Origin of the sequence: Streptomyces sp. NPDC000229 (genome assembly GCF_040300825.1) — a bacterium.
Taxonomy (GTDB): domain Bacteria; phylum Actinomycetota; class Actinomycetes; order Streptomycetales; family Streptomycetaceae; genus Streptomyces.
This window is the reverse complement of the sequence record NZ_JBEPEL010000024.1, coordinates 57769-83171: the sequence shown is the minus strand read 5'-3', so window position 1 is coordinate 83171 and position 25403 is coordinate 57769. Positions and strand designations below refer to the sequence as shown.

21 protein-coding genes and 1 pseudogene are annotated in these 25403 nt (G+C 73.0%); 18 read left to right on the top strand and 4 right to left on the bottom strand.

All coding sequences use genetic code 11. The features are described 5' to 3' along the window. Together ABT360_RS15215 and ABT360_RS15210 are read left to right on the top strand one after the other, a co-directional pair. A pseudogene (locus ABT360_RS15215) lies at positions 1–478 on the top strand (hypothetical protein); the annotation flags it as partial. Next, positions 418–1134, top strand: coding sequence for a hypothetical protein (locus tag ABT360_RS15210; RefSeq protein ID WP_351815264.1), 717 nt, complete (start codon positions 418–420; stop codon positions 1132–1134). The pseudogene ABT360_RS15215 and the gene ABT360_RS15210, both read left to right, overlap by 61 nt. A 58-nt stretch (positions 1135–1192) precedes the next feature. Here the strand turns inward: ABT360_RS15210 and ABT360_RS15205 are convergent, their stop codons facing one another. Then, a complete protein-coding gene (locus ABT360_RS15205; protein WP_351815247.1) occupies positions 1193–2473 on the bottom strand; it encodes a DUF1015 domain-containing protein in 1281 nt (426 codons plus the stop codon). A gap of 75 nt (positions 2474–2548) precedes the next feature. Between ABT360_RS15205 and ABT360_RS15200 the strand changes: the two genes are divergently transcribed. From ABT360_RS15200 to ABT360_RS15185, 4 genes are read left to right on the top strand one after another with little or no spacing between them, the layout of a single operon-like run. Continuing rightward, positions 2549–3580, top strand: coding sequence for an HAD-IIA family hydrolase (locus ABT360_RS15200; RefSeq protein WP_351815244.1), 1032 nt, complete (start codon positions 2549–2551; stop codon positions 3578–3580). 54 nt (positions 3581–3634) lie between these two features. Continuing rightward, positions 3635–4690: a FecCD family ABC transporter permease gene (locus tag ABT360_RS15195; RefSeq protein WP_444852243.1), complete on the top strand. Its 1056-nt coding sequence runs from the start codon at positions 3635–3637 to the stop codon at positions 4688–4690. Beyond that, positions 4687–5730 carry a FecCD family ABC transporter permease gene (locus ABT360_RS15190; protein ID WP_351815241.1) on the top strand — a complete coding sequence of 348 codons (1044 nt, stop codon included), beginning with the start codon at positions 4687–4689 and terminating at the stop codon, positions 5728–5730. Before ABT360_RS15195 ends, ABT360_RS15190 begins: the two co-directional genes overlap by 4 nt. Beyond that, on the top strand, positions 5727–6581 hold the full coding sequence (locus ABT360_RS15185; protein ID WP_351815238.1) for an ABC transporter ATP-binding protein: 855 nt from the start codon (positions 5727–5729) through the stop codon (positions 6579–6581). Before ABT360_RS15190 ends, ABT360_RS15185 begins: the two co-directional genes overlap by 4 nt. On the opposite strand, the gene ABT360_RS15180 is transcribed toward ABT360_RS15185, so the two are convergent. Further along, positions 6570–6917 carry an SCP2 sterol-binding domain-containing protein gene (locus tag ABT360_RS15180; protein ID WP_351815236.1) on the bottom strand — a complete coding sequence of 116 codons (348 nt, stop codon included), beginning with the start codon at positions 6915–6917 and terminating at the stop codon, positions 6570–6572. The genes ABT360_RS15185 and ABT360_RS15180 overlap by 12 nt on opposite strands. Positions 6918–6959: 42 nt before the next feature. On the opposite strand from ABT360_RS15180, the gene ABT360_RS15175 reads away from it, so the two are divergent. The 7 genes from ABT360_RS15175 (at position 6960) to ABT360_RS15145 (ending at position 13433) form a co-directional block, all read left to right on the top strand. Next, positions 6960–7226 carry a hypothetical protein gene (locus ABT360_RS15175; RefSeq protein WP_351815233.1) on the top strand — a complete coding sequence of 89 codons (267 nt, stop codon included), beginning with the start codon at positions 6960–6962 and terminating at the stop codon, positions 7224–7226. Between the two features lie 7 nt (positions 7227–7233). Further along, positions 7234–8049, top strand: coding sequence for a TlyA family RNA methyltransferase (locus ABT360_RS15170; protein ID WP_351815230.1), 816 nt, complete (start codon positions 7234–7236; stop codon positions 8047–8049). Beyond that, positions 8046–8972: an NAD kinase gene (locus ABT360_RS15165; RefSeq protein ID WP_351815227.1), complete on the top strand. Its 927-nt coding sequence runs from the start codon at positions 8046–8048 to the stop codon at positions 8970–8972. Before ABT360_RS15170 ends, ABT360_RS15165 begins: the two co-directional genes overlap by 4 nt. Before the next feature lie 57 nt (positions 8973–9029). Then, a complete protein-coding gene (locus tag ABT360_RS15160) occupies positions 9030–9167 on the top strand; it encodes a hypothetical protein (RefSeq protein ID WP_351815225.1) in 138 nt (45 codons plus the stop codon). Positions 9168–9387: 220 nt separating this feature from the next. Next, on the top strand, positions 9388–11106 hold the full coding sequence (recN, locus tag ABT360_RS15155) for a DNA repair protein RecN (protein WP_351815260.1): 1719 nt from the start codon (positions 9388–9390) through the stop codon (positions 11104–11106). 410 nt (positions 11107–11516) lie between these two features. Next, on the top strand, positions 11517–12260 hold the full coding sequence (locus tag ABT360_RS15150) for a hypothetical protein (protein WP_351815222.1): 744 nt from the start codon (positions 11517–11519) through the stop codon (positions 12258–12260). 90 nt (positions 12261–12350) lie between these two features. Continuing rightward, a complete protein-coding gene (locus ABT360_RS15145; RefSeq protein WP_351815219.1) occupies positions 12351–13433 on the top strand; it encodes a glycosyltransferase family 4 protein in 1083 nt (360 codons plus the stop codon). A 19-nt stretch (positions 13434–13452) separates the two neighbouring features. Here the strand turns inward: ABT360_RS15145 and ABT360_RS15140 are convergent, their stop codons facing one another. Beyond that, positions 13453–15072, bottom strand: a complete 1620-nt coding sequence (locus ABT360_RS15140; RefSeq protein ID WP_351815258.1) for a PucR family transcriptional regulator — start codon at positions 15070–15072, stop codon at positions 13453–13455. A 160-nt stretch (positions 15073–15232) separates the two neighbouring features. Between ABT360_RS15140 and ABT360_RS15135 the strand changes: the two genes are divergently transcribed. Beyond that, positions 15233–16744, top strand: a complete 1512-nt coding sequence (locus ABT360_RS15135) for an APC family permease (RefSeq protein WP_351815216.1) — start codon at positions 15233–15235, stop codon at positions 16742–16744. A gap of 11 nt (positions 16745–16755) precedes the next feature. Further along, the gene (locus ABT360_RS15130; protein WP_351815213.1) at positions 16756–18366 is read left to right on the top strand and encodes a flavin monoamine oxidase family protein; all 1611 of its coding nucleotides are present in this window, start codon (positions 16756–16758) and stop codon (positions 18364–18366) included. Positions 18367–18383: 17 nt separating this feature from the next. Here ABT360_RS15130 and ABT360_RS15125 read toward each other — a convergent pair whose 3' ends face one another. Next, positions 18384–20198, bottom strand: a complete 1815-nt coding sequence (locus ABT360_RS15125; RefSeq protein ID WP_351815210.1) for a glycoside hydrolase family 15 protein — start codon at positions 20196–20198, stop codon at positions 18384–18386. Between the two features lie 527 nt (positions 20199–20725). On the opposite strand from ABT360_RS15125, the gene ABT360_RS15120 reads away from it, so the two are divergent. From ABT360_RS15120 to ABT360_RS15110, 3 genes are all read left to right on the top strand, one after another. Continuing rightward, on the top strand, positions 20726–22390 hold the full coding sequence (locus tag ABT360_RS15120; protein ID WP_351815207.1) for a CTP synthase: 1665 nt from the start codon (positions 20726–20728) through the stop codon (positions 22388–22390). A 94-nt stretch (positions 22391–22484) separates the two neighbouring features. Beyond that, the gene (locus ABT360_RS15115) at positions 22485–23111 is read left to right on the top strand and encodes an NUDIX hydrolase (protein WP_351815204.1); all 627 of its coding nucleotides are present in this window, start codon (positions 22485–22487) and stop codon (positions 23109–23111) included. A 206-nt stretch (positions 23112–23317) separates the two neighbouring features. After that, positions 23318–25363, top strand: a complete 2046-nt coding sequence (locus tag ABT360_RS15110; protein ID WP_351815201.1) for a tetratricopeptide repeat protein — start codon at positions 23318–23320, stop codon at positions 25361–25363. Positions 25364–25403 lie beyond the last annotated feature (40 nt).

The following is a 25403-nucleotide window of genomic DNA, read 5'->3' as shown; positions in this document are numbered from 1 at the left end:
GATCGCGGTGGGTTCCGTCGTGATGACCGGTCGGCGTTCAACCGTGACGACCGTGGGCCCCGCCGAGATGACCGTGGCCGTGACGACCGTGGCGGTTACCGGCCTCGTGACGACCGTCGTGACGACCGTGGCGGTTTCCCCCGCGACGACCGTGGCGGTTACCGGCCTCGTGACGACCGCCGGGACGACCGTGGCGGGTTCCCGCGTGACGAGCGGGCGCCTCGGCGGGACGACCGGCGGGATGACCGGGGCGGGTTCCGCGGGCGGGACGACCGGCGTGACGACCGGCCGCGTGGGCCTCGGCGCGACGACCGTCGTGATGACCGAGGTGGGTACCGTGGCCGAGACGACCGTGGTGGGTTCCGTGGCCGGGACGACCGTGACCGGCGCGACCGGGAGCGTGAGCCGATCAAGCGCCTGCCGATCCCGGACGACGTCACCGGTGACGAGATCGACAAGGACGTACGGCAGGAGCTGATGAGCCTGCCGAAAACGCTCGCCGAGGACGTCGCCAGGAACCTGGTGATGGTCGCCAAACTCATCGACGAGGACCCGGAGAAGGCGTACGCGTACTCGCGTATCGCGCTGCGGCTGGCCTCGCGTGTGGCGGCCGTGCGGGAGGCCGCGGGCTTCGCCGCGTACGCGACGCAGAAGTACGCCGAGGCGCTGGCCGAATTCCGGGCGGCCCGGCGGATGACCGGCAGCGTGGAGCTGTGGCCGGTCATGGCCGACTGCGAGCGCGGACTGGGCCGCCCCGAGCGGGCGATGGCGATGGCCGGTGAGCCCGAGGTGCAGAAGCTCGACAAGGCGGGTCAGGTCGAGATGCGTCTGGTCGCGGCCGGGGCGCGCAGGGACATGGGGCAGCTGGACGCCGCCATCGTGACCCTGCAGAGCCCGGAACTGGCGTCGAACTCCGTCCAGCCGTGGACGGCGCGTCTGCGGTACGCGTACGCCGACGCGCTGCTGGAGGCGGGGCGTGAGGGCGAGGCGCGGGAGTGGTTCGCCAAGGCGCTGGAGGCCGACAAGGACGGTTCGACCGACGCCTCCGACCGGCTCGCCGAGCTGGACGGTGTCGAGTTCGTCGACGCCGCCGTGGAGGACGAGGCGGAGACGGACGAGGAACAGCAGGACTGACTGAGGTGAAAAGGGGCGGCATCCGCGAGGATGCCGCCCCTTTTCGTATGTCCGGGCGTCAGTCGACGTCCAGGCTGCGCAGCACCAGGCCCGTCGCGGGCTTCGGGCCGAAGGAGGTCGACTTGCGCGGCATGGTGACGCCCTGGCGGGCGAGCTCGCGGACGATGTCCTCGCGTACCGGGTGCATGAGGACCGCCGTGCCGCCCCGGCGTTCGGCCTGGGCGACGGCGGCCTGGGCGTCGTGGATGTAGGTGATGCCCGCGGGGGTGTCCGGCACGCGCCAGATGTGGTCGAGGAGCGTGGCCTGCAGCACCGTCGCGTCGAGGGTGCGCCAGGCCTCCGGGCGGTCGGCCGGGATCGTACGGGCCAGGAGCTCGGGGGAGGGGCGGTCGATCAGATGGAAGCGGCCGTCGCCGGCGAGCACGAAGGCGTTGCCCTCCGAAGCGGCGGTGGCGAGGGCGTCCAGGGCGGCCGGGAGCGGGCCGTCCACCGCGCGGACGCGGAAGGTGTCGTCGAGGGCGGTGAGCGCGTCGGCCACCGGGAGGTGGTTGAGGAGCCGGTGGATGGCGCGGACCTGGAGCGGGTAGCGGGCCGTGTCGATGAGGAGGACGAGGCCGTAGCCCCAGGGGCCGGGCGTGGGGTGTTCCTCGCGGAGGCGGAGGTAGGTGGCCCAGCGGTGGTGCCCGTCGGCGATGAGGGCCTGGTGCCGACGGAGGTCGTCGGCGACTTCGGCCAGGGCGGCCGGGTCGGTGACGGACCACAGCCGGTGGCTCATGCCGTCCTCGGTGGTGGTGGAGAGGAGGGGCGCACGCTGGACGGTGCGTTCGATGACGGCGGTCGCGCCGGTGGCGGTGCCGTTGCCGCGGTAGGTGAGGAGCAGCGGGTCGAGGTTGGCGGCGGTGGTGCGCATCAGGGACGCCCGGTCCTCGACCACGTGCGGTATGACGTCCTCGTGGGGCAGCACGACGCCCTCGGCGGGGGTGGTGAGCTCCAGGGCGCCGATGAGGCCGCGCTGGAGGATGTCGCCCTTGCGCTGCTCGTACACGTACAGCGCGGGTTCGGCGTCCGGTGCGAGGATGCCGTCGGAAAGCCAGGCGTGGAGGGTGTCGGCGGCCTGGCGGTGGCGGGCCTCCTTGGTGGCGGCCTGCGGCAGGATCAGCCGGACGATGTTGTGCGGGTCGGCCGACTGCAGGTGGTGCACACCGTCGGGCCGTACGACCACGTCGTACGGGGGAGAGGTCACCGCGGCAAGGCTCCCGACCCGTTCCGGTACATAGCGCAGCCCACGGAAAGGTGTCAGGTGCAGACCGCCGTTGGCCGCAGAACCTGTGGTGTCCATCCCTGCATCGTATGTGGATCGAGGGTATGAGCGATGATCGGGGGCAAGTCGCTTTCGGAACGAGGAGTTCGGGACATGGGGCAGCGGGGCAGGAACCGGCCGAGCGGCAGTGCGCGCGCACTGAGCGAGGCGTACGACACGGCGCTGCTGGACCTGGACGGGGTGGTGTACGCGGGCGGAGAGGCGATCCCGTACGCGGTGGAGGCGCTGGAGACCGCCCGGGACGGCGGGATGCACCTCGCGTACGTCACCAACAACGCGCTCCGGACGCCGGATGCCGTCGCCGCGCATCTGACGGAGCTGGGGGTGCCGGCCGCGCCGGCCGATGTGATCACCTCGGCGCAGGCGGTGGCCCGGCTGATCGCCGACCAGGTGCCGCAGGGGTCGCGAGTCCTGGTGATCGGCGGTGAGGGCCTGCGGGTCGCGCTGCGTGAGCGCGGGCTGGAGCCGGTGGAGTCGGCGGACGACGACCCGGCTGCCGTGGTGCAGGGGTACGGCGGGCCCGAGCTGCCGTGGGGGCGGTTCGCGGAGGCGTCGTACGCGGTGGCGCGGGGGGTGCCGTGGTTCGCGTCCAACACGGATCTGACGATCCCGAGCGGCCGGGGGATCGCGCCGGGGAACGGCGCGGCCGTGGAGGTGGTACGGATCGCGACGGGCGCGGAGCCGCAGGTGGCGGGCAAGCCGTTGCCGCCGATGCACCGCGAGACCATCCTGCGGACCGGTGCCGAGCGGCCGTTGGTGGTGGGGGACCGGCTGGACACCGACATCGAGGGCGCGTTCAACGGGGGTGTCGACTCGCTGCTCGTGCTGACCGGGGTGACGGACGCGGCGCGGCTGCTGGCCGCGGTGCCCGAGCACCGGCCGACGTATGTGGACGCCGATCTGCGGGGGCTGCTGACCGGGCAGCCGGAGGTCGCGGGGACGGCGGCCGACGGATTCCGGTGCGGTGGGTGGACGGCGGCCGTGCGGGCGGACGCCCTGGTCCTGGAAGGGGACGGCGGGGCGTCGGACGCGCTGCGGGCGCTGTGCGCGGCGGCGTGGACGTACGCGGGGGACGGTTCGTGCACGCTGGACGCGGGGAAGGCGCTGGCCCGGCTGGGGTGGTGAGTGGCCGTCGAGGGGGTCGGCGGAGGAAAGGCAAAGGTAGGCTAACCTAACCGGGTGTTGGTCGACAGTCCTCCCAAACAGAGCGCGGATCCTTCAGCCGCAGCCGAGCACCGTGGGCGCCGCCGTTCGGTGCGCGCGGCCGGGCTTCTCGTCGCCGTCGGTGTCCTGCTGCTGATCTGTGTCGCGAGCATCATGGTCGGGGCCAAGCCGGTCCCGCTCGGTGACGTGTGGCACGGTCTGTTCCACAACTCCGGTACGGGCAACGACGTCCTGATCCAGGACCTCCGGGTGCCCCGGACCGTGCTGGGAGTGATCGTCGGTGTCGCGCTGGGCCTGTCCGGTGCGGTGATGCAGGCCCTCACCCGCAACCCGCTCGCCGAGCCCGGCCTGTTGGGCGTGAACGCGGGAGCCGCGGCCGCCGTCGTCAGCGCCATCAGCTTCCTGGGCGTCACCTCGCTCAGCGGGTACGTCTGGTTCGCCTTCCTGGGCGCCGCCGTCGTCTCGGTCGTGGTGTACGTGCTCGGCGGCAGCCGCAGCTCCACCCCCGTACGCCTCGCGCTGGCGGGTACGGCGGCGACCGCCGCGCTGTACGGGTACGTCAACGCCGTGCAGCTGCTGGACTCGGCCGCTCTGGACCGGCTGCGTTTCTGGACCGTCGGGTCGCTGGCCAACGCCGACATGCAGACGGTCCGCAGCGTGGCGCCGTTCATCGCCGTGGGGGTCGTCCTCGCGCTGCTGATCGCGCGCCCGCTCAACGCCATGGAGATGGGTGACGACACCGCCCGCGCGCTGGGCGCCCACCTGAACCGGACACGCGCGCTCGGGATGGTGTCGGTGACGCTGCTGTGCGGTGCCGCGACCGCCGCGTGCGGGCCGATCGTCTTCATCGGACTGATGGTGCCGTACCTCGTACGCGCGCTGACCGGCCCCGACATGCGGTGGATCCTGCCCTACGCGGCCGTGCTGTCGCCGGTGCTGCTGCTGGGCTCCGATGTGCTCGGGCGGGTCGTCGTCCGGCCCTCCGAGCTCCAGGTCGGCATCGTGACCGCGCTCGTGGGCGGTCCGGTCTTCATCCACCTCGTACGCCGCAAGAGGATGGCCCAGCTGTGAGCACGCGTACCGCGAAGGCCCTCCGCACCCCCGGGGGCCTGTCCGTCCGCTACGAGCCGCGTGCGGCCGTCACCGTGCTGTTGCTGGCCGCGGTGACCGTGGCGGCCGGTGTCGTCCTCATCGGCAGCGGCGACTTCCCGATCGCGCCCGGCGACGTCGTCGCCACACTCCTCGGCAACGGCACCATGGCGCAGGAGTTCATCGTCCAGGACCTGCGGCTGCCGCGCGTCCTGGTCGCGGTCCTCGTCGGAGCGTCCCTGGGGCTGGGCGGCGCCGTCTTCCAGTCCGTCTCCCGCAATCCGCTGGGCAGCCCGGACATCATCGGCTTCGGGCAGGGCGCCACCGTCGGCGCGCTGAGCGTGATCGTGCTCTTCGGGGGCGGCGCCACCGCCGTGGCGGGCGGAGCCGTCGTGGGCGGTGTGGTGACCGGCTTCCTGATCTACCTGCTCGCCTGGAAGCGGGGCGTGCACGGCTTCCGGCTCGTGCTCATCGGCATCGGCGCGGCCGCCATGCTGACCGCCGTCATCCACTACCTGATCACCAAGGCGAACCTGATCGACGCCACCCGGGCCGTGCTGTGGATGACCGGCACCCTCGACGGCCGTGACTGGGCACAGTTCTGGCCGCTGCTCGCCGTGTGCGCCGTGCTCGTGCCGCTGGTGCTGGCGTACGGCCGGCCGCTGCGGATGCTGGAGATGGGCGACGACGCCGCGTACGCGCTCGGTGTGAAGGTCGAGCGGACGCGGCTGGTGCTGATGGGGTCCGCCGTGCTGCTGGTGTCGGTCGCCACGGCCGCCGCCGGGCCGATCACCTTCGTCTCGCTGAGCGCGCCGCAGCTCGCCCGCCGGCTCACCCGTTCGCCCGGCCCCAACCTCGCCGCCTCCGCCCTCATGGGGGCCGCGCTGCTGCTGGTCGCCGACTGGGCCGCCACCAACGCCTTCGGTGAGCGGGAGCTCCCGGTGGGCGTCGTGACGGGCGTCGTCGGCGGCGTGTATCTGCTGTGGCTGCTGGTGACGGAACGCAAGGCAGGCCGGATATGACCCCCCTGAACCAAGAGAAGAACGCCAGGAGTACGTCCATGCAGCAGCGCCTGAGCGCGGAGGCGGTCACCCTCGCCTACGAGCAGCGGATCATCGCCCGCGACCTGTCGGTCGAGATACCCGACAACTCCTTCACGGTGATCGTCGGCCCCAACGCGTGCGGCAAGTCGACCCTGCTGAGGGCCCTGTCACGGATGCTCAAGCCGACCGCGGGGCGCGTCCTGCTGGACGGACAGGCCATCCACTCCATGCCCGCGAAGAAGGTCGCCAGGACCCTGGGACTGCTTCCGCAGTCGTCCATCGCACCGGACGGCATCACCGTCGCGGACCTCGTCGCCCGCGGCCGCTACCCGCACCAGGGGCTGCTGCGCCAGTGGTCACCGGAGGACGAGCGGATCGTCCAGGAGTCGATGGACGCCACGGGAGTGGGCGAGCTGGGCGACCGGTACGTCGACGAGCTGTCGGGCGGGCAGCGCCAGCGCGTGTGGATCGCGATGGCGCTCGCCCAGCAGACCCCGCTGCTGCTGCTCGACGAGCCGACGACGTACCTGGACATCCAGCACCAGATCGACGTGCTCGACCTGTGCGCCGAGCTGCACGAGACGCAGGGCCGCACGCTCGTCGCCGTCCTGCACGACCTCAACCACGCCGCCCGGTACGCCACGCACCTCATCGCCGTACGGGGCGGGGAGATCGTCGCGGAGGGGCCGCCGTCCGAGGTGGTCACCGCCGAGCTGGTCGAGCGGGTCTTCGGGCTGCGCTGCCAGGTCATCGACGACCCCGAGACGGGCACGCCGCTCGTCATTCCGGCGGCGAGGAGGGCCCGGGCGGTCGCCGCCCTACAGAAGTGACCGCAGGCGCAGCAGATCGCGGAAGCCCGCCTCCAGCCTGATCCGGCCGGAGGCCCAGGCCCTGGCGAAGTTCAGCTCGCCGTCCACCATCGCCACCAGGTCGTCACCGGCCATCGCCAGCCGTATCTCGGCCCGCTCCGGCGGTGGCCCGTCCACCCGGTCCTGCACCTCGATCCGGCCCCCGGCGAGACGGCCGGTGAAGGTGACGTCGAGGTCCGTGACGTGGCAGCTCAGCGAGCGGTCGAGCGCGGCGGCGCTGCGCACCTCGCCGTTCGCGTGCGTCAGGTTGTCCGAAAGTCTGTCGAGTGCGCTGCGGCACTCCTCGATCGTGGCCATCGCCACCGACCGTACCCCAGCGCTTCGCGGTAGCGTCTGGGCATGAGCGACGTGATGCCCGAGGCCCCGGAAGGTGCCGCCCCCGTGGAGTCGTACGACCCGGCGGCGCCCGCGCCCCTCGGCGTCCCCCGCGTCCCCACCGGGCACCCGGGGGTCGACGCCGGCCTGGAGCGGCTGGCCGACGCCGACCACCTCCCCGCCGACGGGCACCTGGAGGTGTACGAGGATGTACACCGGGGGCTGCGGGAGGCGCTGGACGCGCTCGACGCGCGCCCCCAGCCTTCGCCTTCGTACGAACACAGGAGCTGAACCGAACGTGGCAGGAGTCGCACGCCGCCGTCTCGACGCCGAGCTGGTACGCCGGAAGCTCGCGCGCTCGCGCGAGCACGCGAGCCAGCTGATCGCGGCGGGGCGGGTGACCGTCGGCGGCAACGCCGCCACCAAGCCCGCCACCCAGGTCGAGACCGCCGCCGCGATCGTGGTGGCGCAGGACGACGCCGACCCGGACTACGTCTCGCGCGGCGGCCACAAGCTGGCCGGGGCCCTCGCCGCCTTCGTACCGCGGGGGCTGAAGGTCGAGGGGCGGCGGGCGCTGGACGCCGGCGCGTCCACGGGCGGGTTCACCGACGTCCTGCTGCGCGCCGGGGCTGCGCACGTCGTGGCCGTCGACGTCGGGTACGGACAGCTCGCCTGGTCGCTGCAGAGCGATGAACGCGTGACCGTCAAGGACCGTACGAATGTGCGTGAGCTGACGCTGGACGCGATCGACGGAGAGCCGGTGGATCTGGTGGTGGGCGACCTGTCGTTCATCCCGCTGGGGCTGGTACTGCCCGCCCTGGCGGGTGTTTCGGCGCCCGACGCCGACCTGGTGCTGATGGTGAAGCCGCAGTTCGAGGTGGGCAAGGAGCGGCTCGGCAGCGGCGGGGTCGTGCGCAGCCCGGAGCTGCGCGCCGAGGCCGTGCGCAAGGTGGCGCGGCAGGCCGGTGACCTGGGTCTCGGGGTGCTGGGCGTCACCGCCAGTCCGCTGCCCGGCCCGTCCGGCAACGTCGAGTACTTTCTGTGGCTGCGGGCGGGTGCGCCCGCGCTGGATCCGGCGGATGTGGAACGCGCCGTGGCGGAGGGACCTCGTTGAGTTCATCGACAGCGTTTTCGACGACTGCTGCACCCCGCACCGTCTTCCTGCTCGCGCACACCGGCCGCCCGGCGGCGGTCCGCAGCGCCGAGCTCGTCGTGCTCGGACTGCTGCGCAACGGGATCGGCGTACGCGTCCTGGCCGCCGAGGCGGCCGATCTGCCGCTGCCCCCGACGGTGGAGACGGTGCCCGAGGCGTCACCGGACGTACTGGACGGGTGCGAGCTGCTGATCGTGCTGGGCGGCGACGGGACGCTGTTGCGCGGCGCGGAGTTCGCACGCGCCTCGGGGGTGCCGATGCTCGGCGTGAACCTGGGGCGCGTCGGCTTCCTCGCGGAGGCCGAGCGCGACGACCTCGACAAGGTCGTGGACCGGGTGGTGACGCGGGCGTACGAGGTCGAGGAGCGCATGACCCTGGACGTCACCGTGCACAACAACGGTGACGTCCTGCACAGCGACTGGGCGCTCAACGAGGCGGCGGTGCAGAAGGTCTCGGCCGAGCGCATGCTGGAGGTCGTCCTGGCGATCGACGGCCGGCCCGTGACCGGCTTCGGCTGCGACGGGGTGATCTGCGCGACCCCGACCGGCTCGACGGCGTACGCCTTCTCGGCCGGGGGACCGGTGATCTGGCCCGAGGTGGAGGCGCTGCTGATGGTGCCCATCGGGGCGCACGCGCTGTTCGCCAAGCCGCTGGTGACCACGCCGGACTCGGTACTGGCGGTCGAGGTCGAGCCGCACACCCCGCACGGAGTGCTCTGGTGCGACGGGCGGCGCACCGTCGAACTGCCCGCGGGCGCCCGAGTGGAGGTGCGCCGTGGGGCGGTGCCGGTACGGCTGGCGCGGCTGCACCACGCGTCGTTCACCGACCGGCTGGTGGCCAAGTTCGCGCTGCCGGTGTCCGGCTGGCGGGGCGCACCGCGCTGAGGGATGTGAGGGCACAGGCCGCTGGGACCAGGCGGCTTCGAGACGCAGATCGAGCCGGTGAGCAGGACGAGCGCTCTCTCGCCCGTCGCCGGAGTGGTCATCATCATGGTCGAGGCGCTCACCACGGTGGACGCGCACAGCGCGGTCACCGCCGTGCCGACCGTGCCGACGAAGGCGGGCCAGTGTGCGCAGTGAGGCGAGGGCCGGTCCGATACTCATGGTGATCATGTTGGTGGGCGACGCGTGGCCGGCGCCATGGGGCTGCTCCCCGGGTCGAGAGGGGGGTCATCCCCACTCCGGCGGGTGACAGATGGGCTCCGCGCCCGCGCTCCGACCTGCTGCTTCGACGACGCGGGGCGGGGGCCGTCGCACAGCGGGCCCAAGACCTCGTAAGGTCTTCCCCGTGTTGGAGGAGATGCGGATACGGTCGCTCGGGGTCATCGACGACGCGGTGGTCGAGCTGTCACCCGGTTTCACCGCGGTGACCGGCGAGACCGGCGCGGGCAAGACCATGGTCGTGACCAGCCTCGGCCTGCTGCTCGGCGGGCGCGCCGACCCCGCCCTGGTGCGGATCGGTTCGCCGTCCGCGGTCGTCGAGGGCCGGATCAGCGTGCCGCCCGGCGGCGCCGCGGCGGTCCGGGCCGAGGAAGCGGGCGCCGAACTCGACGAGGGCGCGCTGCTCATCAGCCGCACCATCTCGGCGGAGGGCCGCTCGCGGGCGCACCTGGGCGGGCGCTCCGTGCCGGTCGGCGTGCTCGCCGAGCTGGCCGACGAACTCGTCGCCGTGCACGGCCAGACCGACCAGCAGGGCCTGCTCAAGCCCGCCCGTCAGCGCGGCGCGCTCGACCGGTACGCGGGCGACGCCGTCGCCGTACCGCTGGCCACGTACACGGACGCCTACCGGCGGCTGCGCGCCGTCACCGCCCAGCTGGAGGAGCTGACCACGCGCGCCCGGGAGCGGGCGCAGGAGGCCGACCTGCTGCGCTTCGGGCTCGCCGAGATCGAGGCGGTCGAGCCGCGCGCGGGCGAGGACGTCGAACTGGCCGCCGAGGCGGAGCGGCTCGGCCACGCCGAGGCCCTCGCCTCCGCCGCCGCGCTCGCCCACGGCGCGCTCGCCGGCAACCCCGAGGACCCGGAGGTCCTCGACGCGACGACCCTCGTCGCGGGCGCGCAGCGGGCGCTGGAGGCCGTACGGTCGCACGACCCGGCGCTCGCCGCGCTCGCCGACCGGATGGGCGAGATCTCCATCCTGCTCGCCGACGTGGCGGGTGAGCTGGCCGGGTACGCCGACAACCTGGACGCCGACCCCCGGCGCCTCGCGGCCGTCGAGGAGCGGCGCGCCGCGCTCACGTCGTTGACCCGGAAGTACGGCTCCGACATCGCCGCCGTCCTGACGTGGGCGGAGGAGGGCGCCGCCAGGCTGACCGAGCTGGACGGCGACGACGACCGGATCGGTGAGCTGACGGCCGAACGGGACGCCCTGCGCGCCGAACTGTCCGGGCTGGCCCAGGCCCTGACCGACGCCAGGACGGAAGCGGCGGCGCGGTTCGCGGACGCCGTCACCGCCGAGCTGGCGTCGCTCGCCATGCCCCACGCGCGCGTGTCGTTCGACATCCGGCAGACCGACGATCCCGACGGCGTGGAGGTCGGCGGGCGGACGGTGGCCTACGGGCCGGCCGGCGTCGACGAGGTCGAGCTGCTGCTCGCCCCGCACCCGGGCGCGCCGCCCCGGCCGATCGCCAAGGGCGCGTCCGGCGGTGAGCTCTCGCGCGTGATGCTCGCCGTCGAGGTCGTGTTCGCCGGGACGGACCCGGTGCCGACGTACCTCTTCGACGAGGTCGACGCGGGCGTCGGCGGCAAGGCGGCCGTGGAGATCGGGCGGCGGCTCGCCAAGCTGGCCAAGTCCGCGCAGGTCGTGGTGGTCACGCACCTGCCCCAGGTGGCGGCGTTCGCCGACCGGCAACTGCTGGTCGAGAAGACCAACGACGGGTCCGTGACCCGTTCCGGTGTCACCGTCCTGGAGGGCGAGGACCGGGTGCGGGAGCTGTCACGCATGCTGGCCGGCCAGGAGGACTCCGAGACGGCCCGTGCGCATGCGGAGGAGCTGCTGGCGACGGCGAGGGCGGACGCCTGACGCAGGCCCCGGACCGGGGGGTCCGGGGCGGTTCGGCCCTGCGTTGGGTGGGTTGCGGGGTGTTGGGCCCGCGTTGGATGGGTTCCGGAGGGTTCGCCCCTGTGGCGGGTGGTCCGGGGCGGTTCGGCCTGCGGCGGGTGGGTTTCGGGAGGGTGCGGGCCTGCGTCGTGGTCCGGGGCGGTTCGGCCTGCGGCGGGTGGGGCGGTTTCGGGTGCTTGCCGGTGGGGCGGTGCCGCTCGTTCGCTGCCGGTGGGTGGGGGTGCGGCCCCTCCGGGCTCACCTCCTCGAGGCCGGCGGCCTTGGGCCCAGTGAAGGGAGCCCTTTCAGGGCCGCCAGCCTCTGCGGGGGCGACCCTGCACGGCCCCACCCTGGGCCGGAGGCCGGGTGCGGGCGCTCGTAGGGTGACCAGCATGATCGAATTCTCTAGGGCGGCAGCTGCGTTCGGGTTCGCCGCAGGGGCTACGCGTGCCGTGTACCAGGGGCTGCGGCGGCGTCGTGACGAGCAGTGGGAGCGGACGAACCACGCCGGGCGGGCCGTCGACCTGTACGCCGGGCCCGCCGTGGCCGCGGGCGCAGCGCTCGGGGTGCTGCCGTCGGGCGCGCGGGGGCGGGGCGCCGCGGTGCTGGCCGGGCTCGCCGCGGGGGCCTGCGGGGCGTACGACGACGCCAAGGGCGACCACCGGCGCGGTTTCCGGGCACACCTGGGCGCCCTGCGGGACGGCGAGGTCACCAGCGGGGCCGTCAAGCTGTTCGGGATCGGCGCCGCCGGGCTCGTCGCCGGCGCGCTGCTGAAGGAGCGGCCCGTCGACAAGCTCCTCGCGGGCGTCGTGATCGCCGGTACCGCTCATTTCGTCAACCTCGTGGACGTACGTCCGGGCCGGGCAGCCCTCACGGTGCTCGCGCTCGGCGCGCCCGGCCTGCTGCGCGGGCCTCTCGCCGCCGCTCCGATGGGCGCCGCGGCCGCCGTCGTCGCCGACGACCTCGCTGAGCGCACCATGCTCGGCGACGCGGGCGCCCACGCCCTGGGCGCGGCGCTCGGCACGGCGATCGCCGCCGCCAACGGGCGCGCGGGACTCGCGGTGCACGCGGCCGGGCTCGTCGCGGCGGCGGCGTACGGAGACACCGTCAGCCGCCTCGCCGGTTCACCCGAGTGAGTGATCGCTGACGATGGTTTACGCCCCGCGACACGGCCGCTTCGCCCCGACGGTGCCGGAACGTGCGTACGGACTGGCATCCTTGGGCGCGTGACACAGCTGCATACGGTCCAAGTGCTGGGCGGCGGCAGCGCGGGCAGCAGCGCTCACGTCAGATCACTGGCCGCCGGACTCGTGGCGAGGGGCGTACGGGTGACCGTCTGCGCCCCCGCCGAACTGGACCCCGACTACGACTTCCTCGGCACCGGCGCCCACTTCGTACCCGTACCGCGCCGCAGTGACCCGGTCGCCATCGGGGCACTGCGGGCGGCGTGCGCGGGCGCGGACGTGGTGCACGCACACGGACTGCACGCCTCGCTGCGGGCCGGGCTGGCGCTCGGTTCGCAACGCGTACCGCTCGTCGTCACCTGGCACACGCGTGCGCACGCGGAGGGGGCCCGCGGCAGGCTGGTCCGGCTCATGGAACGAAAGACCGTACGCACGGCGGCCGTTGTGCTCGGGACGTCGTCCGAACTCGTCGACCGGGCGCGGCGGCGGGGTGCCCGTGACGCCCGTCTCGGGCCCGTCTCGGTGCCCACGCCGCACGCGGGCGTGGCCGAGGCGCAGGCGGGCAAGGCGCGGGCGGAACTCGGTGCCATGGATCGGCCGTTGCTGATGGCCGTCGGCGCGTTGGAGCCGCACCGCGGGTACGGCACGCTGCTGGACGCGTCCCGGCTGTGGCTCCGCCACGACCCGGTGCCGCTGGTCGCCGTCGCGGGGGAGGGGCGGCAACGGCCCCTGCTGCAACGGCGGATCGACGGGGAGGGGCTGCCGGTGCGGCTGCTCGGACGGCGCGACGACGTCACGTCACTGCTCGCGGCGGCGGACGTGGCGGTGCTCCCCAGCCGCTGGGAGGCGCGCGCCCCGCTCGCCCAGGAGGCCCTGCGGCTCGGCGTACCGCTGGTCGCGACGGCGGTGGGCGGGGTGCCGGAGCTCGTCGGCGACGCGGCGGAACTCGTGCCGTACGGGGACGGGGACGCGCTGGCCGCCGCGGTGACGGTCCTGCTCGCGGACCCGGGGCGGCGGGCCGCGCTGGCGGCGGCCGGACGGGCGCAGGCGGCGACGTGGCCGACGGAGGACGAGACGATCGCGCAGGTGCTGAGCGTGTACGACGAGCTGTGCGCCGGTCGGTGACTGCCCGGACCCCGCGGTCTCAGGGGAGGTGGCGGCGGGCCCGTAGGGCGAGGGAGAGGGCCAGGACCGTCTGGGGGTCGTCCAGGTCCGTGCCCAGGAGGTCGCCTATGCGGGCCAGGCGGTTGTAGAGCGTCTGGCGGTTGAGGTGCAGTTCGCGTGCCGTCTCCGCCTTGCGGCCCGCGTGCGCCAGGTACGTCTCCAGCGTCGGCAGCAGGGCAGGACGTGACGTCCGGTCGTGGTCCCGCAGCGGGCCGATCGCCCGGTCCACGAAGGCGGCCAGGTCCGGATGGTCCCGCAGCCGCCACAGCAGCAGGTCGATGTCGAGGCGCCGTGCGTCGTACCAGGGCCGGTCCGGCAGGCCCTGCGCCGCGGTCGCCGTCTCCCCGGCGTGCCGCAGCCCCGCCGACGCCGCCGCCCAGCCACCCGCGACGCCCACCACGACGACCGGCGGGTGCCCGCCCGCGCGCTCCAGACCCGCCCGCGCCACACCCGCCCGCAGCGCCGCGGCCACCCGGTCGGCGACGGCCGACCGCTCGGTCTCGCCACGCAGACCCAGCAGCAGCGGCACCCGGCCTTCGACGGGGCGCACTCCCAGCAGGACGGGGACGCCCACGGCCGAGAGCTCCTCCAGTACGGCGCGGGCCAGCAGCGACCAGTTGCCGGACGGGGAGAGTTCGGAGGCGAGGCGCATGACGACCGGGAGCAGGGGGCCGTCACCCGGCTTGAAGCCCAGCACCCGGGCCTGCGCGGGCGCGTCGTCGGCCGTGATGCGGCCCTCGGCGAGGTCGTTGAGGAAATCGCCCCGGCCCCGCGCCGCCAGCTCCTCCTCCTGCCGCGCCTGCATCAGCACCACCGCGAGGATCCCGGCCGCCCGTTCCGCCGCCATCCGGTGGACCGGCAGCAGCCCCCCGGACACGGCCAGCAGGACGAGGCGGGCGCGTACCGCCGCCGCGCCCGGTCCGCCGCCCGGCACGTCCACCAGCACCGCCCCCGTCGGAGGCCCCGCCTCCCGGGCCTCCCGCTGGCCGCGCAGCCCTTCCCACACCTGGAGCGGGTCCGGCCCCGCACCGCCGCCCGCGGCGTACAGCAGCTGGCCGTCCGCGGTCTCCAGGAACACGGGGTTGGCCGCGAAGTCGGCGAGGATGCCCAGCACCTGCGGCACCCCGCCGCCGCCCAGCAGCGCCTCCGTGCACCGCCGGTGCACGTCCTCGGCCTGCCGCAGCAGCGCGTAGTGCCCGTTGACGATCTCGGTGTGGACCTCCTCCGTCACCGAGACGAAAGGGACCTCCCGGTGCAGCTGGACCAACGGCAGGCCCGCCGCCCGCGCCGTTTCCACGATCGTCGCGGGCAGCCGGGAGAACCTCGGGCCCAGTTCCACCACCAGCGCCGCGATCCCGCGCTCCGCCAGTCGCCGCACGAACGCCCGCTGCTCCGCCGGGCGCGTACCGAGCCCCAGCCCGGTCGTCAGGAGCAGCTCGCCGCCCTTCAGCAGCGACGCGATGTTCGGCACCTCACCGGCGTGCACCCAGCGCACCGTCCGGTGCAGCCGGTCCGCCCCGGCGACCACTTCCGGCAGGCCGCCGCGCAGCCCGGGCAGCTCCAGCGCCCGCTGCACGGTGATTCCGCCCTGATCGTTCATCGAGGTCATACGGCCGGACGCTACCCGCGTCCGCGTTCCGAGGACATCACCGGACGATGACGACGACCGGCACCGGGCGACAACTCGTCGTGCCGACGGCCCATTTGCGCGACCGCCTGTCGATTGTGGCGTACGTCACGCCGGAGGAAGGTGTCCCGCCATGGCAGAGAATCCCATCCCAGCAGGCCACCAGGTGCAACGGCTCAAGGCGAACTCCGTCGGACTCGTCGGCGTCGTGTTCATGGCGGTCGCCACCGCCGCACCGATCACCGCGATGACCGGCAACCTCCCCATCGCGGTCGGCTTCGGCAACGGCACCGGCGCCCCGGCCGGCTATCTCTTCGCGACGCTCGTCCTCACCGTCTTCTCCGTCGGCTACGTCGCCATGGCGAAGCGGATCACCGCGGCCGGCGCCTTCTACGGCTACATCTCGCACGGCCTGGGCCGTATCGCGGGCATGGCCTCCGGCATGCTCGCGGTCCTCGCATACATCGTCTTCGAGGCCTCGATCGTCGGCGTCTTCGCCTACTTCACCAAGACCACCGTCGCCGACCAGCTGGGCGTGGACCTGCCGTGGATCGTGTACGCGGCCGCGATGCTCGCCGTCACCGCCGTCCTCGCGTACTTCGACATCAACCTCACCGCCAAGGCGCTCGGCGTGATGCTCGTCGCCGAGATCGCCGTACTGTTCGCCGTCGCCACGGCGGTCCTGCTGAACGGCGGCGGCCCGGACGGGATACCGGTCGAGCCGATCAACCCGGCCAACGCCTTCACCGGCGCCTCCGCCGGCCTCGGCCTCTTCTTCGCCTTCTGGTCGTGGGTGGGCTTCGAGTCGACCGCGATGTACGGGGAGGAGTCCCGCGACCCCAAGCGCGTCATCCCGCGCGCCACCCTCGTCTCCGTCGTCGGCGTCGGCCTCTTCTACATATACGTCTCCTGGATGACCATCGCCGGCAACGGCCTCCAGGGCGCCGTCGAGGTGTCCGCGTCCGCCAGCCCCCTCGACCTGTTCTTCAACCCCACCACCACCTACATCGGCGCCTGGGCCGTCGACGCCTTCCAGTGGCTGCTGCTCACCGGCTCCTTCGCCTGCGGCATGGCCTTCCACCAGTGCGCCTCGCGCTACCTGTACGCCATCGGCCGCGAGGGCTTCCTGCACCCGGCGCTCGGCCGTACGCACGCCACGCACGGCTCGCCGTACATCGCCTCCTACGTACAGAGCGCCATCGCCGTCGTCCTCGTCGGCGCGTTCTGGCTCACCGGCCAGGACCCGTACATCCACCTCTACACGCTGCTCGCGATCCTCGGCACCATGGCGATCCTCATCGTCCAGACCCTGTGCTCGTTCGCCGTCATCGGCTACTTCCGCAAGAACCACCCCGAGGACCGGCACTGGTTCAAGACGTTCACCGCACCGCTGCTCGGCGGCATCGGGATGACCGCCGTCGTCGTCCTGCTGGTACTGAACATGGAGACCGCCGCGGGCCTCGCCGCCGACTCCCTCTTCTTCACCCTCATCCCGTGGATCGTCGGCGCCGTGTTCTTCGGCGGCCTCGGCCTCGGCTTCTACCTGAAGGCCAGACAGCCCGAGCGGTACGAGATCATCGGCCGGATCGTCCTCGAGGACGCGGCCGAGCGCGCAGACGAAGACCACCAGCCCGCGACCGTCTGAGGAGCAGAACCATGTCCCGTACACCCCTGATGCGCGCCCTGCGCGACATCGCCGCCCACCACGCCGCCGCCGAGCGGCTCGGCATGCCCGTCGCCGCCGTCCGCGGTTCCACCCGCCGCGACCTCCTGCGCCGCGCCGCCGCCCTCGGCCTCGCCGCCGGTGTCGGTACGGCGGTGGCGGCCCGGCCGACGACGGCGCACGCCGCGACGGCCCCGCGCATCGCCGTCGTCGGCGCCGGCATCGCCGGCCTCACCGCCGCGCTCACCCTCAAGGACGCGGGTCTGAACTGCACCCTGTACGAGGCGAACCCGAGCCGTGTCGGCGGCCGCATGTGGACGCAGCGCGGCCACTGGGCCTACGGCCAGATCTCCGAGATCGGCGGTGAGCTGATCGACACCAGCCACAAGAAGATCCAGGAGCTCTGCCGCCGCTTCAACCTGCCCCTGGAGGACTTCCTCGGCGGCGGCCCCACCGGCGCCGAGGAAGTCCTGTGGTTCGACGGCACCTACTACCCGCGCCACCAGGCCGACGAGGACTTCAAGGCCGTCTACCAGCAACTCCACCGGGACCTTCAGGAAGCCGGTGAGGTGAAGTGGAACCAGAGCACGCCCCACGGCACGGCCCTGGACAACATGTCGATATACGACTGGATCGAGAGCCGTGTGCCCGGCGGGCACTCCTCACCGCTCGGGCAGTTCATCGACGTCGCGTACAACGTCGAGTACGGAGCGGAAACCACCGAGCAGTCGTCCCTCGCCCTCGTCCTGCTGATGGGCTATCAGACCAACCCGGGCCACTTCAACGTCTGGGGCCTGTCCAACGAGCGCTACCACATCACCGGGGGCAACGACCAACTGCCCAACGCCATCGCCCGGTCACTGCCGACCGGCACCCTCCGCATGGGCTGGTCCCTGACCGCCGTACGCGCCAACTCCGACTCCACCCAGACCCTCACCTTCACCGAGGGCGGCACCACCCGCACGGTCACCGCCGACCACACCGTCCTGTGCGTCCCGCTGCCCGTCCTCCAGCGGCTCGACCTCGGCCAGGCGGGCTTCGACCCGCTCATGAGGAACCTGCTGCGCGACGCGCGCATGGGCCACTGCACCAAGCTCAACATGCAGTGCGGCACCCGCCCGTGGCGCGGCACCGGCCCCTGGCCGGGCGTCTCCGCAGGGGACTGCTTCACCGACACCGACGTCCAGCAGACCTGGGACACCACCAAGATCCAGCCGGGCACCGGCGGCATCCTCATCCAGTACAACGGCGGCACCCTCGCCAGGAACCTCGCGCCCGCCGGGCCGTTCTCCACCGAGTCCGACCCGTACGTCCGCGACCTCGCGGCCCGCCGCCTGCGCGGCATCGACGCGTTCTTCCCCGGCACGTCCCGGGCCTGGACCGGCCGCGCCCAGCTGTCCGCCTGGCACCTCAACCCGTACACGCTCGGCGCGTACTCCATGTGGCCGGTCGGCTACCTGCACCGGTACGCCGGATACGAGGGCACCGCCCAGGGGAACATCCACATCGGCGGCGAGCACTGCTCTTACGACTTCCAGGGCTTCATGGAGGGCGGCGCGACCGAAGGGGAACGCGCCGCCCGGGAGGTGATCGCCGCCTGTTAGCCGCCGAACGCGGCTCGTCAGCCGCCGTACGCGCCCGAGGCGGTCAGCCGCAGTGCCGTGTCGATCAGCGGCACGTGGCTGAACGCCTGCGGGAAGTTCCCGACCTGGCGCTGCAGGCGAGGATCCCACTCCTCCGCCAGCAGCCCCAGGTCGTTCCGCAGACCCAGCAGCTTCTCGAAGAGCTTGCGCGCCTCGTCGACCCGCCCGATCATCGCCAGGTCGTCCGCCATCCAGAACGAGCAGGCCAGGAACGCGCCCTCGTCACCGGGCAGGCCGTCCACGCCCTCGTCCGCACCCTCGGTCGGGTAGCGGAGGATGAAGCCGTCCTCCGTCGACAGCTCCCGCTGGATCGCCTCGATCGTGCCGATCACGCGCTTGTCGTCCGGCGGCAGGAAGCCCACCTGCGGGATCAGCAGCAGCGAGGCGTCCAGCTCCTTGGAGCCGTACGACTGCGTGAAGGTGTTGCGCTCCGGGTCGTAGCCCTTCTCGCACACGTCCCGGTGAATCGTGTCGCGCAGCTCCGACCACTTGTCCAGCGGACCGTCCGCGTCCCCCGACTCGATCAGCTTGATCGTCCGGTCGACCGCGACCCACGCCATCACCTTGGAGTGGACGAAGTGGCGGCGCGGTCCACGCACCTCCCAGATGCCCTCGTCCGGCTGGTCCCAGTGGTCCTCCAGGTACCGGATCAGCTTCAGCTGGAGCAGCGAGGCGTAGTCGTTGCGCGACAGGCCCGTCATGTGCGCCAGGTGCAGGGCCTCGGTGACCTCGCCGTACACGTCCAGCTGGAGCTGGTTGGCGGCGCCGTTGCCGACGCGGACGGGGGCGGAGCTCTCGTACCCGGGCAGCCAGTCCAGCTCGGCCTCGCCGAGTTCCCTTTCGCCCGCGATGCCGTACATGATCTGGAGGTTCTCCGGGTCGCCGGCGACCGCGCGCAGCAGCCACTCGCGCCAGGCGCGGGCCTCCTCGCGATAGCCGGTGCGCAGCAGCGAGGAGAGGGTGATCGCCGCGTCCCGGAGCCAGGTGTAGCGGTAGTCCCAGTTCCGTACGCCGCCGATGTCCTCCGGCAGCGAGGTGGTGGGCGCCGCGACGATGCCGCCCGTGGGGGCGTACGTCAGCGCCTTCAGCGTGATCAGGGAGCGGACCACCGCCTCCCGGTAGGGCCCCCGGTAGGTGCAGTGGTCGACCCACTCGCGCCAGAACTCGGACGTGGCCTCCAGCGCGCCCAGCGGGTCCGCCAGCGGAGGCTGCGGGTGGTGCGAGGGCTGCCAGCTGATGGTGAAGGCGACCCGGTCGCCCTCCTTGACGGTGAAGTCCGAGTACGTGGTGAGGTCCTCGCCGTGCGTCTCCACATCCGCGTCCAGCCAGATGGAGTCGGGCCCGGCGACGGCGACCGTCCGGCCGTCGACCTGGTGGACCCAGGGCACCACGCGTCCGTAGGAGAACCGCATCCGCAGCGCGGACCGCATCCGCACCCGGCCCTTGATGCCCTCCACGATCCGCACCAGCTGCGGGGCGCCGTCACGCGGCGGCATGAAGTCGGTCACGCGCACCGTGCCGGGCACGTTGCCGCGCCGCGTGTCCCACTCGGATTCGAGGATCAGCGAGTCACCGACGTAGCGGCGCCGGTCGGCGGCGGGCGGTTCGGTGCCGTCGGCGTGAGCCGGCCCGATCCGCCAGAAACCGTGCTCCTCGGTACCGAGGAGTCCTGCGAAGACGGCGTGCGAATCGAAGCGGGGCAGGCACAGCCAGTCGGCCGTACCGTCCCGGCAGACCAGGGCGGCGGTCTGCATGTCTCCGATGAGTGCGTAGTCCTCGATGCGCCCGGCCACGTGCAATCTCCAGTCGAACGGCAACGTTCGCCCCCGTGGGGCGCTTACTGGGGTCAAGGTCAAGGATCGCCGACGAGCACGATGTTCCCGGTGACGGGCGGGGTGGTGCCGTTTATGAGGGGCCGGCTCGGCGACGGATGTCCGAGCAGGATACGACGCGTCCCGGCCCTCTGTGTGATCGTCCTGGTAGAGCTGTTGAGCAGAACGAGTGACCCTCCTCTCCCCGTGCGAAACCCCCGACGCGCTCGTGTGCCGTGGGTGCCGGTGCGTGCGCGCTGTGTGCACACCGTGCCCGCTTCCGGCGCGCCGACCCCGGGTGCGGGCCCGTGCGGGGCGGTGGCCGTCGTCCACCCCACGCGTGGCCGGGAGCGGCGGGCCTGCGTCGCTGATACCCTGGTAGCCCGTGGACCGGTGGGCGCCGCACCTCGAATCGGCGGCCCCCGAACCGCAGCGACGGCACCCCCGGACCCTCCGGCGGACGCCGGTACGCACCTCCAGAACGCGACCACGGGAGCCCCCTCTTGGCCATGCCGCCCAAATCCACGACGACCAAGCACATCTTCGTCACCGGGGGTGTCGCGTCCTCCCTCGGCAAGGGCCTGACCGCCTCCAGCCTGGGTGCGCTCCTCAAGGCGCGGGGCCTTCGGGTCACGATGCAGAAGCTCGACCCGTACCTCAACGTCGACCCGGGCACGATGAACCCGTTCCAGCACGGTGAGGTGTTCGTCACCAACGACGGCGCCGAGACCGACCTGGACATCGGCCACTACGAGCGCTTCCTCGACGTCGACCTCGACGGCTCGGCCAACGTCACCACCGGCCAGGTCTACAGCCAGGTCATCGCCAAGGAGCGGCGCGGCGAGTACCTCGGTGACACCGTCCAGGTCATCCCGCACATCACCAACGAGATCAAGCACCGCATCCGGCGGATGGCGGCCGACGACGTCGACGTCGTGATCACGGAGGTCGGCGGCACGGTGGGCGACATCGAGTCGCTGCCGTTCCTGGAGACGGTCCGCCAGGTCCGCCACGAGGTCGGCCGGGACAACGTCTTCGTGGTGCACATCTCGCTGCTGCCCTACATCGGCCCGTCCGGCGAGCTGAAGACCAAGCCGACCCAGCACTCGGTCGCGGCCCTGCGCAACATCGGTATCCAGCCCGACGCGATCGTGCTGCGCGCCGACCGTGACGTACCGACCGCGATCAAGCGCAAGATCTCGCTGATGTGCGACGTCGACGAGGCGGCCGTGGTCGCGGCCATCGACGCCAAGTCGATCTACGACATCCCCAAGGTGCTGCACACCGAAGGTCTGGACGCGTATGTCGTGCGCAAGCTGGACCTGCCGTTCCGCGACGTCGACTGGACGACCTGGGACGACCTGCTGGACCGCGTCCACAACCCCGACCACGAGGTCACCGTCGCGCTCGTCGGCAAGTACATCGACCTGCCCGACGCGTACCTGTCGGTGACCGAGGCCATGCGCGCGGGCGGTTTCGCCAACAAGGCCCGGGTGAAGGTCAAGTGGGTCACCTCCGACGACTGCAAGACGCAGGCCGGTGCCGCCAAGCAGCTCGGTGACGTCGACGCGATCGTCATCCCCGGCGGCTTCGGCGAGCGCGGCGTCAACGGCAAGGTCGGCGCCATCCAGTACGCCCGCGAGAACAAGATCCCGCTGCTGGGCCTGTGCCTGGGCCTCCAGTGCATCGTGGTCGAGGCCGCGCGGAACCTGGCGGGCATCGCCGACGCCAACTCCACCGAGTTCGACCCGGCCACCTCCCACCCCGTCATCTCGACGATGGAGGAGCAGCTGGCGTACGTCGAGGGCGCGGGCGACCTGGGCGGAACGATGCGCCTGGGCCTGTACCCGGCGAAGCTCGCCGAGGGCTCCATCGTCCGCGAGGTCTACGGCGACCAGCCGTACGTCGACGAGCGGCACCGCCACCGCTACGAGGTGAACAACGCCTACCGTGCGGAGCTGGAGAAGAAGGCGGGCATCGTCTTCTCCGGCACCTCCCCGGACAACAAGCTCGTCGAGTACGTCGAGTACCCGCGCGAGGTGCACCCCTACCTGGTCGCCACCCAGGCGCACCCGGAGCTGCGCTCCCGTCCGACCCGGCCGCACCCGCTCTTCGCGGGCCTGGTGAAGGCGGCCGTCGAACGACAGCAGGGTGCGCGCCCGACGGGCAAGTGACGCGCTAGCGATACGGTTGACCGGGGTACGGGCCTGATCAGGGCACGTGCCCCGGTTTTCTGTGTACGTCTGTGTACGAGGGAGGACGTCTTTCATGACCATCAAGGACACGCCCGAGGAATGGCGGGTCACCGCGACCGCCGTGCCGTTCCAGGGCAACAAGACGAGTGTCCGCACGGACGACGTGGTCATGCCGGACGGGACCGTCGTACGCCGGGACTACCAGGTCCACCCCGGTTCGGTCGCGGTGCTCGCCCTCGACGACGACGACCGGGTCCTGGTGCTGCGCCAGTACCGCCACCCGGTGCGGCACAAGCTGTGGGAGATCCCGGCCGGCCTGCTGGACGTGCCCGGTGAGAACCCGCTGAACGCGGCGGTGCGCGAGCTGTACGAGGAGGCGCACGTCAAGGCGGAGCAGTGGCACGTCCTCACGGACGTGTACACCACGCCGGGCGGCTGCGACGAAGCCGTACGGATCTTCCTGGCGCGCGGCCTGTCGGCGGCGGAGGGCGAGCGCTTCGAGGTCGCCGAGGAGGAGGCCGACATGGAGCTCGCCCGCGTGCCGCTCGACGAGCTGGCACGGGGTGTCCTCGCGGGCGAGCTGCACAACAACTGCCTGGTGGTGGGCGTCCTGTCGGTCCTCGCCGCCCGCGCGGGCGACGGCCTGGACGCGCTGCGCCCCGCCGAGGCCCCCTGGCCGGCCCGCCCGTTCGAGGCGTGAGGGCCGGGCGGTCCGGGAGCCGGTGTACCGGCGGGGCCGCCGGGGAAGCGCCCGGGTGGCCCAGCGGTGTGACGATCGGCTGATCCGATTGAGGGACTCGTCGCCGTGCTCCGCCGGGTGGGGCACCGCGGCTGAACTACGCTCGGATCGCCCGTCTGGGGACCCGGCGGGATCAGCACGTGCACAGGCGGACGGGAGCGTGGCCCGTGACGGATCAGGCGGTGGACTTCGGCGGCGCGGGCGGTGGGGACCGGTCCGGTGCGAGGCCCGGGCGCCGTCCGTTCTTCGGGCGGATGCGCGAGCTCAAGGAGCTGCGGGCCGACATCGCCCGCGCCGGGCTCGACACCCTCGCCGGGCGGCCCTCCCCGCGCGCCCGGGTCCTGCTGATCGCCGGGCGGCCCGGCAGCGGCCGCACCGCGCTCGCCGAGGAACTGGTCGGCGACCTCGCCCGCGGCTACCGCGACGGCGTACTGCGCGCCCGGCTGACCGAGCCCGGCGGCGACCCGGTGCCCATCGAGCGGGTCGCCCGCGGGCTGCTCGACCGGATCGGCGTCCCCGCGCCCGCCGGGGCCGGGGAGGACGAGCTGACCCAGCTGCTGCGGGACACCTTCGCCGAGCGCCGCGCCCTGCTCCTGCTGGACGACGCCGCGAACGCCGAGCAGGTCGGCGCGCTGCTCCCCGACAATCCCGCGTGCCTGGTCGTGGCCGTCGCCCAGGGCCCGCTCACCGGCATCCCGGACGTACGGCCCTGCACGGTCGGCGGACTGGACGCCAAGGCGGCCATCGAACTGCTCGACAGCTTCACCGGCTCGGTACGGATCACCGTCGACCCGCAGGCCGCCGAGACGCTCACCGAGCTCTGCGGCGGGCAGCCCGCCGCCCTGGTGCTGGCCGGCGGTTGGCTCGCCGCCCGCCCCATGTCCTCCGTGGCCGACCTCACCAAACGGCTGCGTTCCCTGCCCGAGGAGCCCGACCGCCCCGTCGCCGCCCGGCCGCTGGCCCGCGCCTTCCACCTGGCGTACGAGGCGCTGCCCCCGCCCGCCGCCCGGACGCTGCGCCTGCTCGCCCTCGCCCCGGTCGGCATCGCCGACGCCCACACCGCCTCCGCTCTGGCCGGCTGCTCGGTCTCGGCCGCCCGGTCCGCTCTGGAGGGCTTCGCCGCCGTCGGGCTCGTGCACGAGGCCGACGACGAGCAGTACGAGGTGCCCGGCTGCCTCCTGCCGCTGCTGCGGGAGCGGCTGGAGGCCGAGGACCGGCCCGCCGAGGTGCAGCTCGCCCGCGCGAGGATGCTGGAGCGGACCGTACGGCTGCTCCAGTCGTGCCGGGCGGTCACCGAACCGGAGGGCTCGCCCGCGCGGCGCAAGCTCGCCGGTCTGCCCCGGGCGCTGCGCTTCGCCGGACCGGAGGCCGCCGCTGCCTGGCTGCGCACCCGGCAGCCCGCGCTGCTGGCCGCCGCCCGGGTCGCCGTCGCCGACGGGGAGCTGGACACCCTGGCCCGCCGCCTGGTCGCCGCCCTCGTCCGGGCGCTCGCCGCGCACCGGGGCGCCGAGGAGGCCGCCCCCGAGCTGTACGGGCTGCACCAGCTGGTGCTGGACGTCGCCGAGCGGCGCGGACTGCACCGCGAGCGGGCCGCCGCCCTGCTGAACCTCGCCGACCTGGACGCCCGCACCGGCCGTACCACCGATGCGCTGACCCGCTACCGGAGCGCTCTGGACGCCGGACGGCTCGCGGGTGACCCGTACGCGATCAGCCGCGCGATGGAATCCGTAGGCGGTGCGTACCAGGAGCTGGGGGACTGGCAGCGGGCCGCCGACTGGTACGGCCGGGCCCTCTCGCAGCGCCTCGCCCGCGACGAGCGGGCCGACCAGGCACGGCTGTACGGCAGGCTCGGTGCCGTACACACCTATGAGGGCCGGTACGGCGAGGCGCTGAGGAACTGGCGGGCCGCCGCGGCCGGATATCGGCGCCTCGGTGATCTCGGGGGCCACGCACGGGCGTTGAGCGAGGCGGCGCGGGTCCAGGAGTACGCGGGGCGGCCGCAGGACTGCCTGCGTACCTGCGAGGAGGCCGTCGAGTGGGCGCGCCGGGCCAAGGACGTGCGGCTTCTCGCGGCGCTCCAGCTGCGGCTGGCGGACACGCTCGACCGGCTCGGCGATCCCGCCGCGGCCCGGCTGCACCGCGCCGCAGCTGATCGACTGCTGGCAGCCAGGGACTCCGCCTACGAAATCCGCAGTGCTTCAGCCAAAGATTAAAACTTTGCAAGGCTAGACAACGGGAGACCCTTCAATAGAC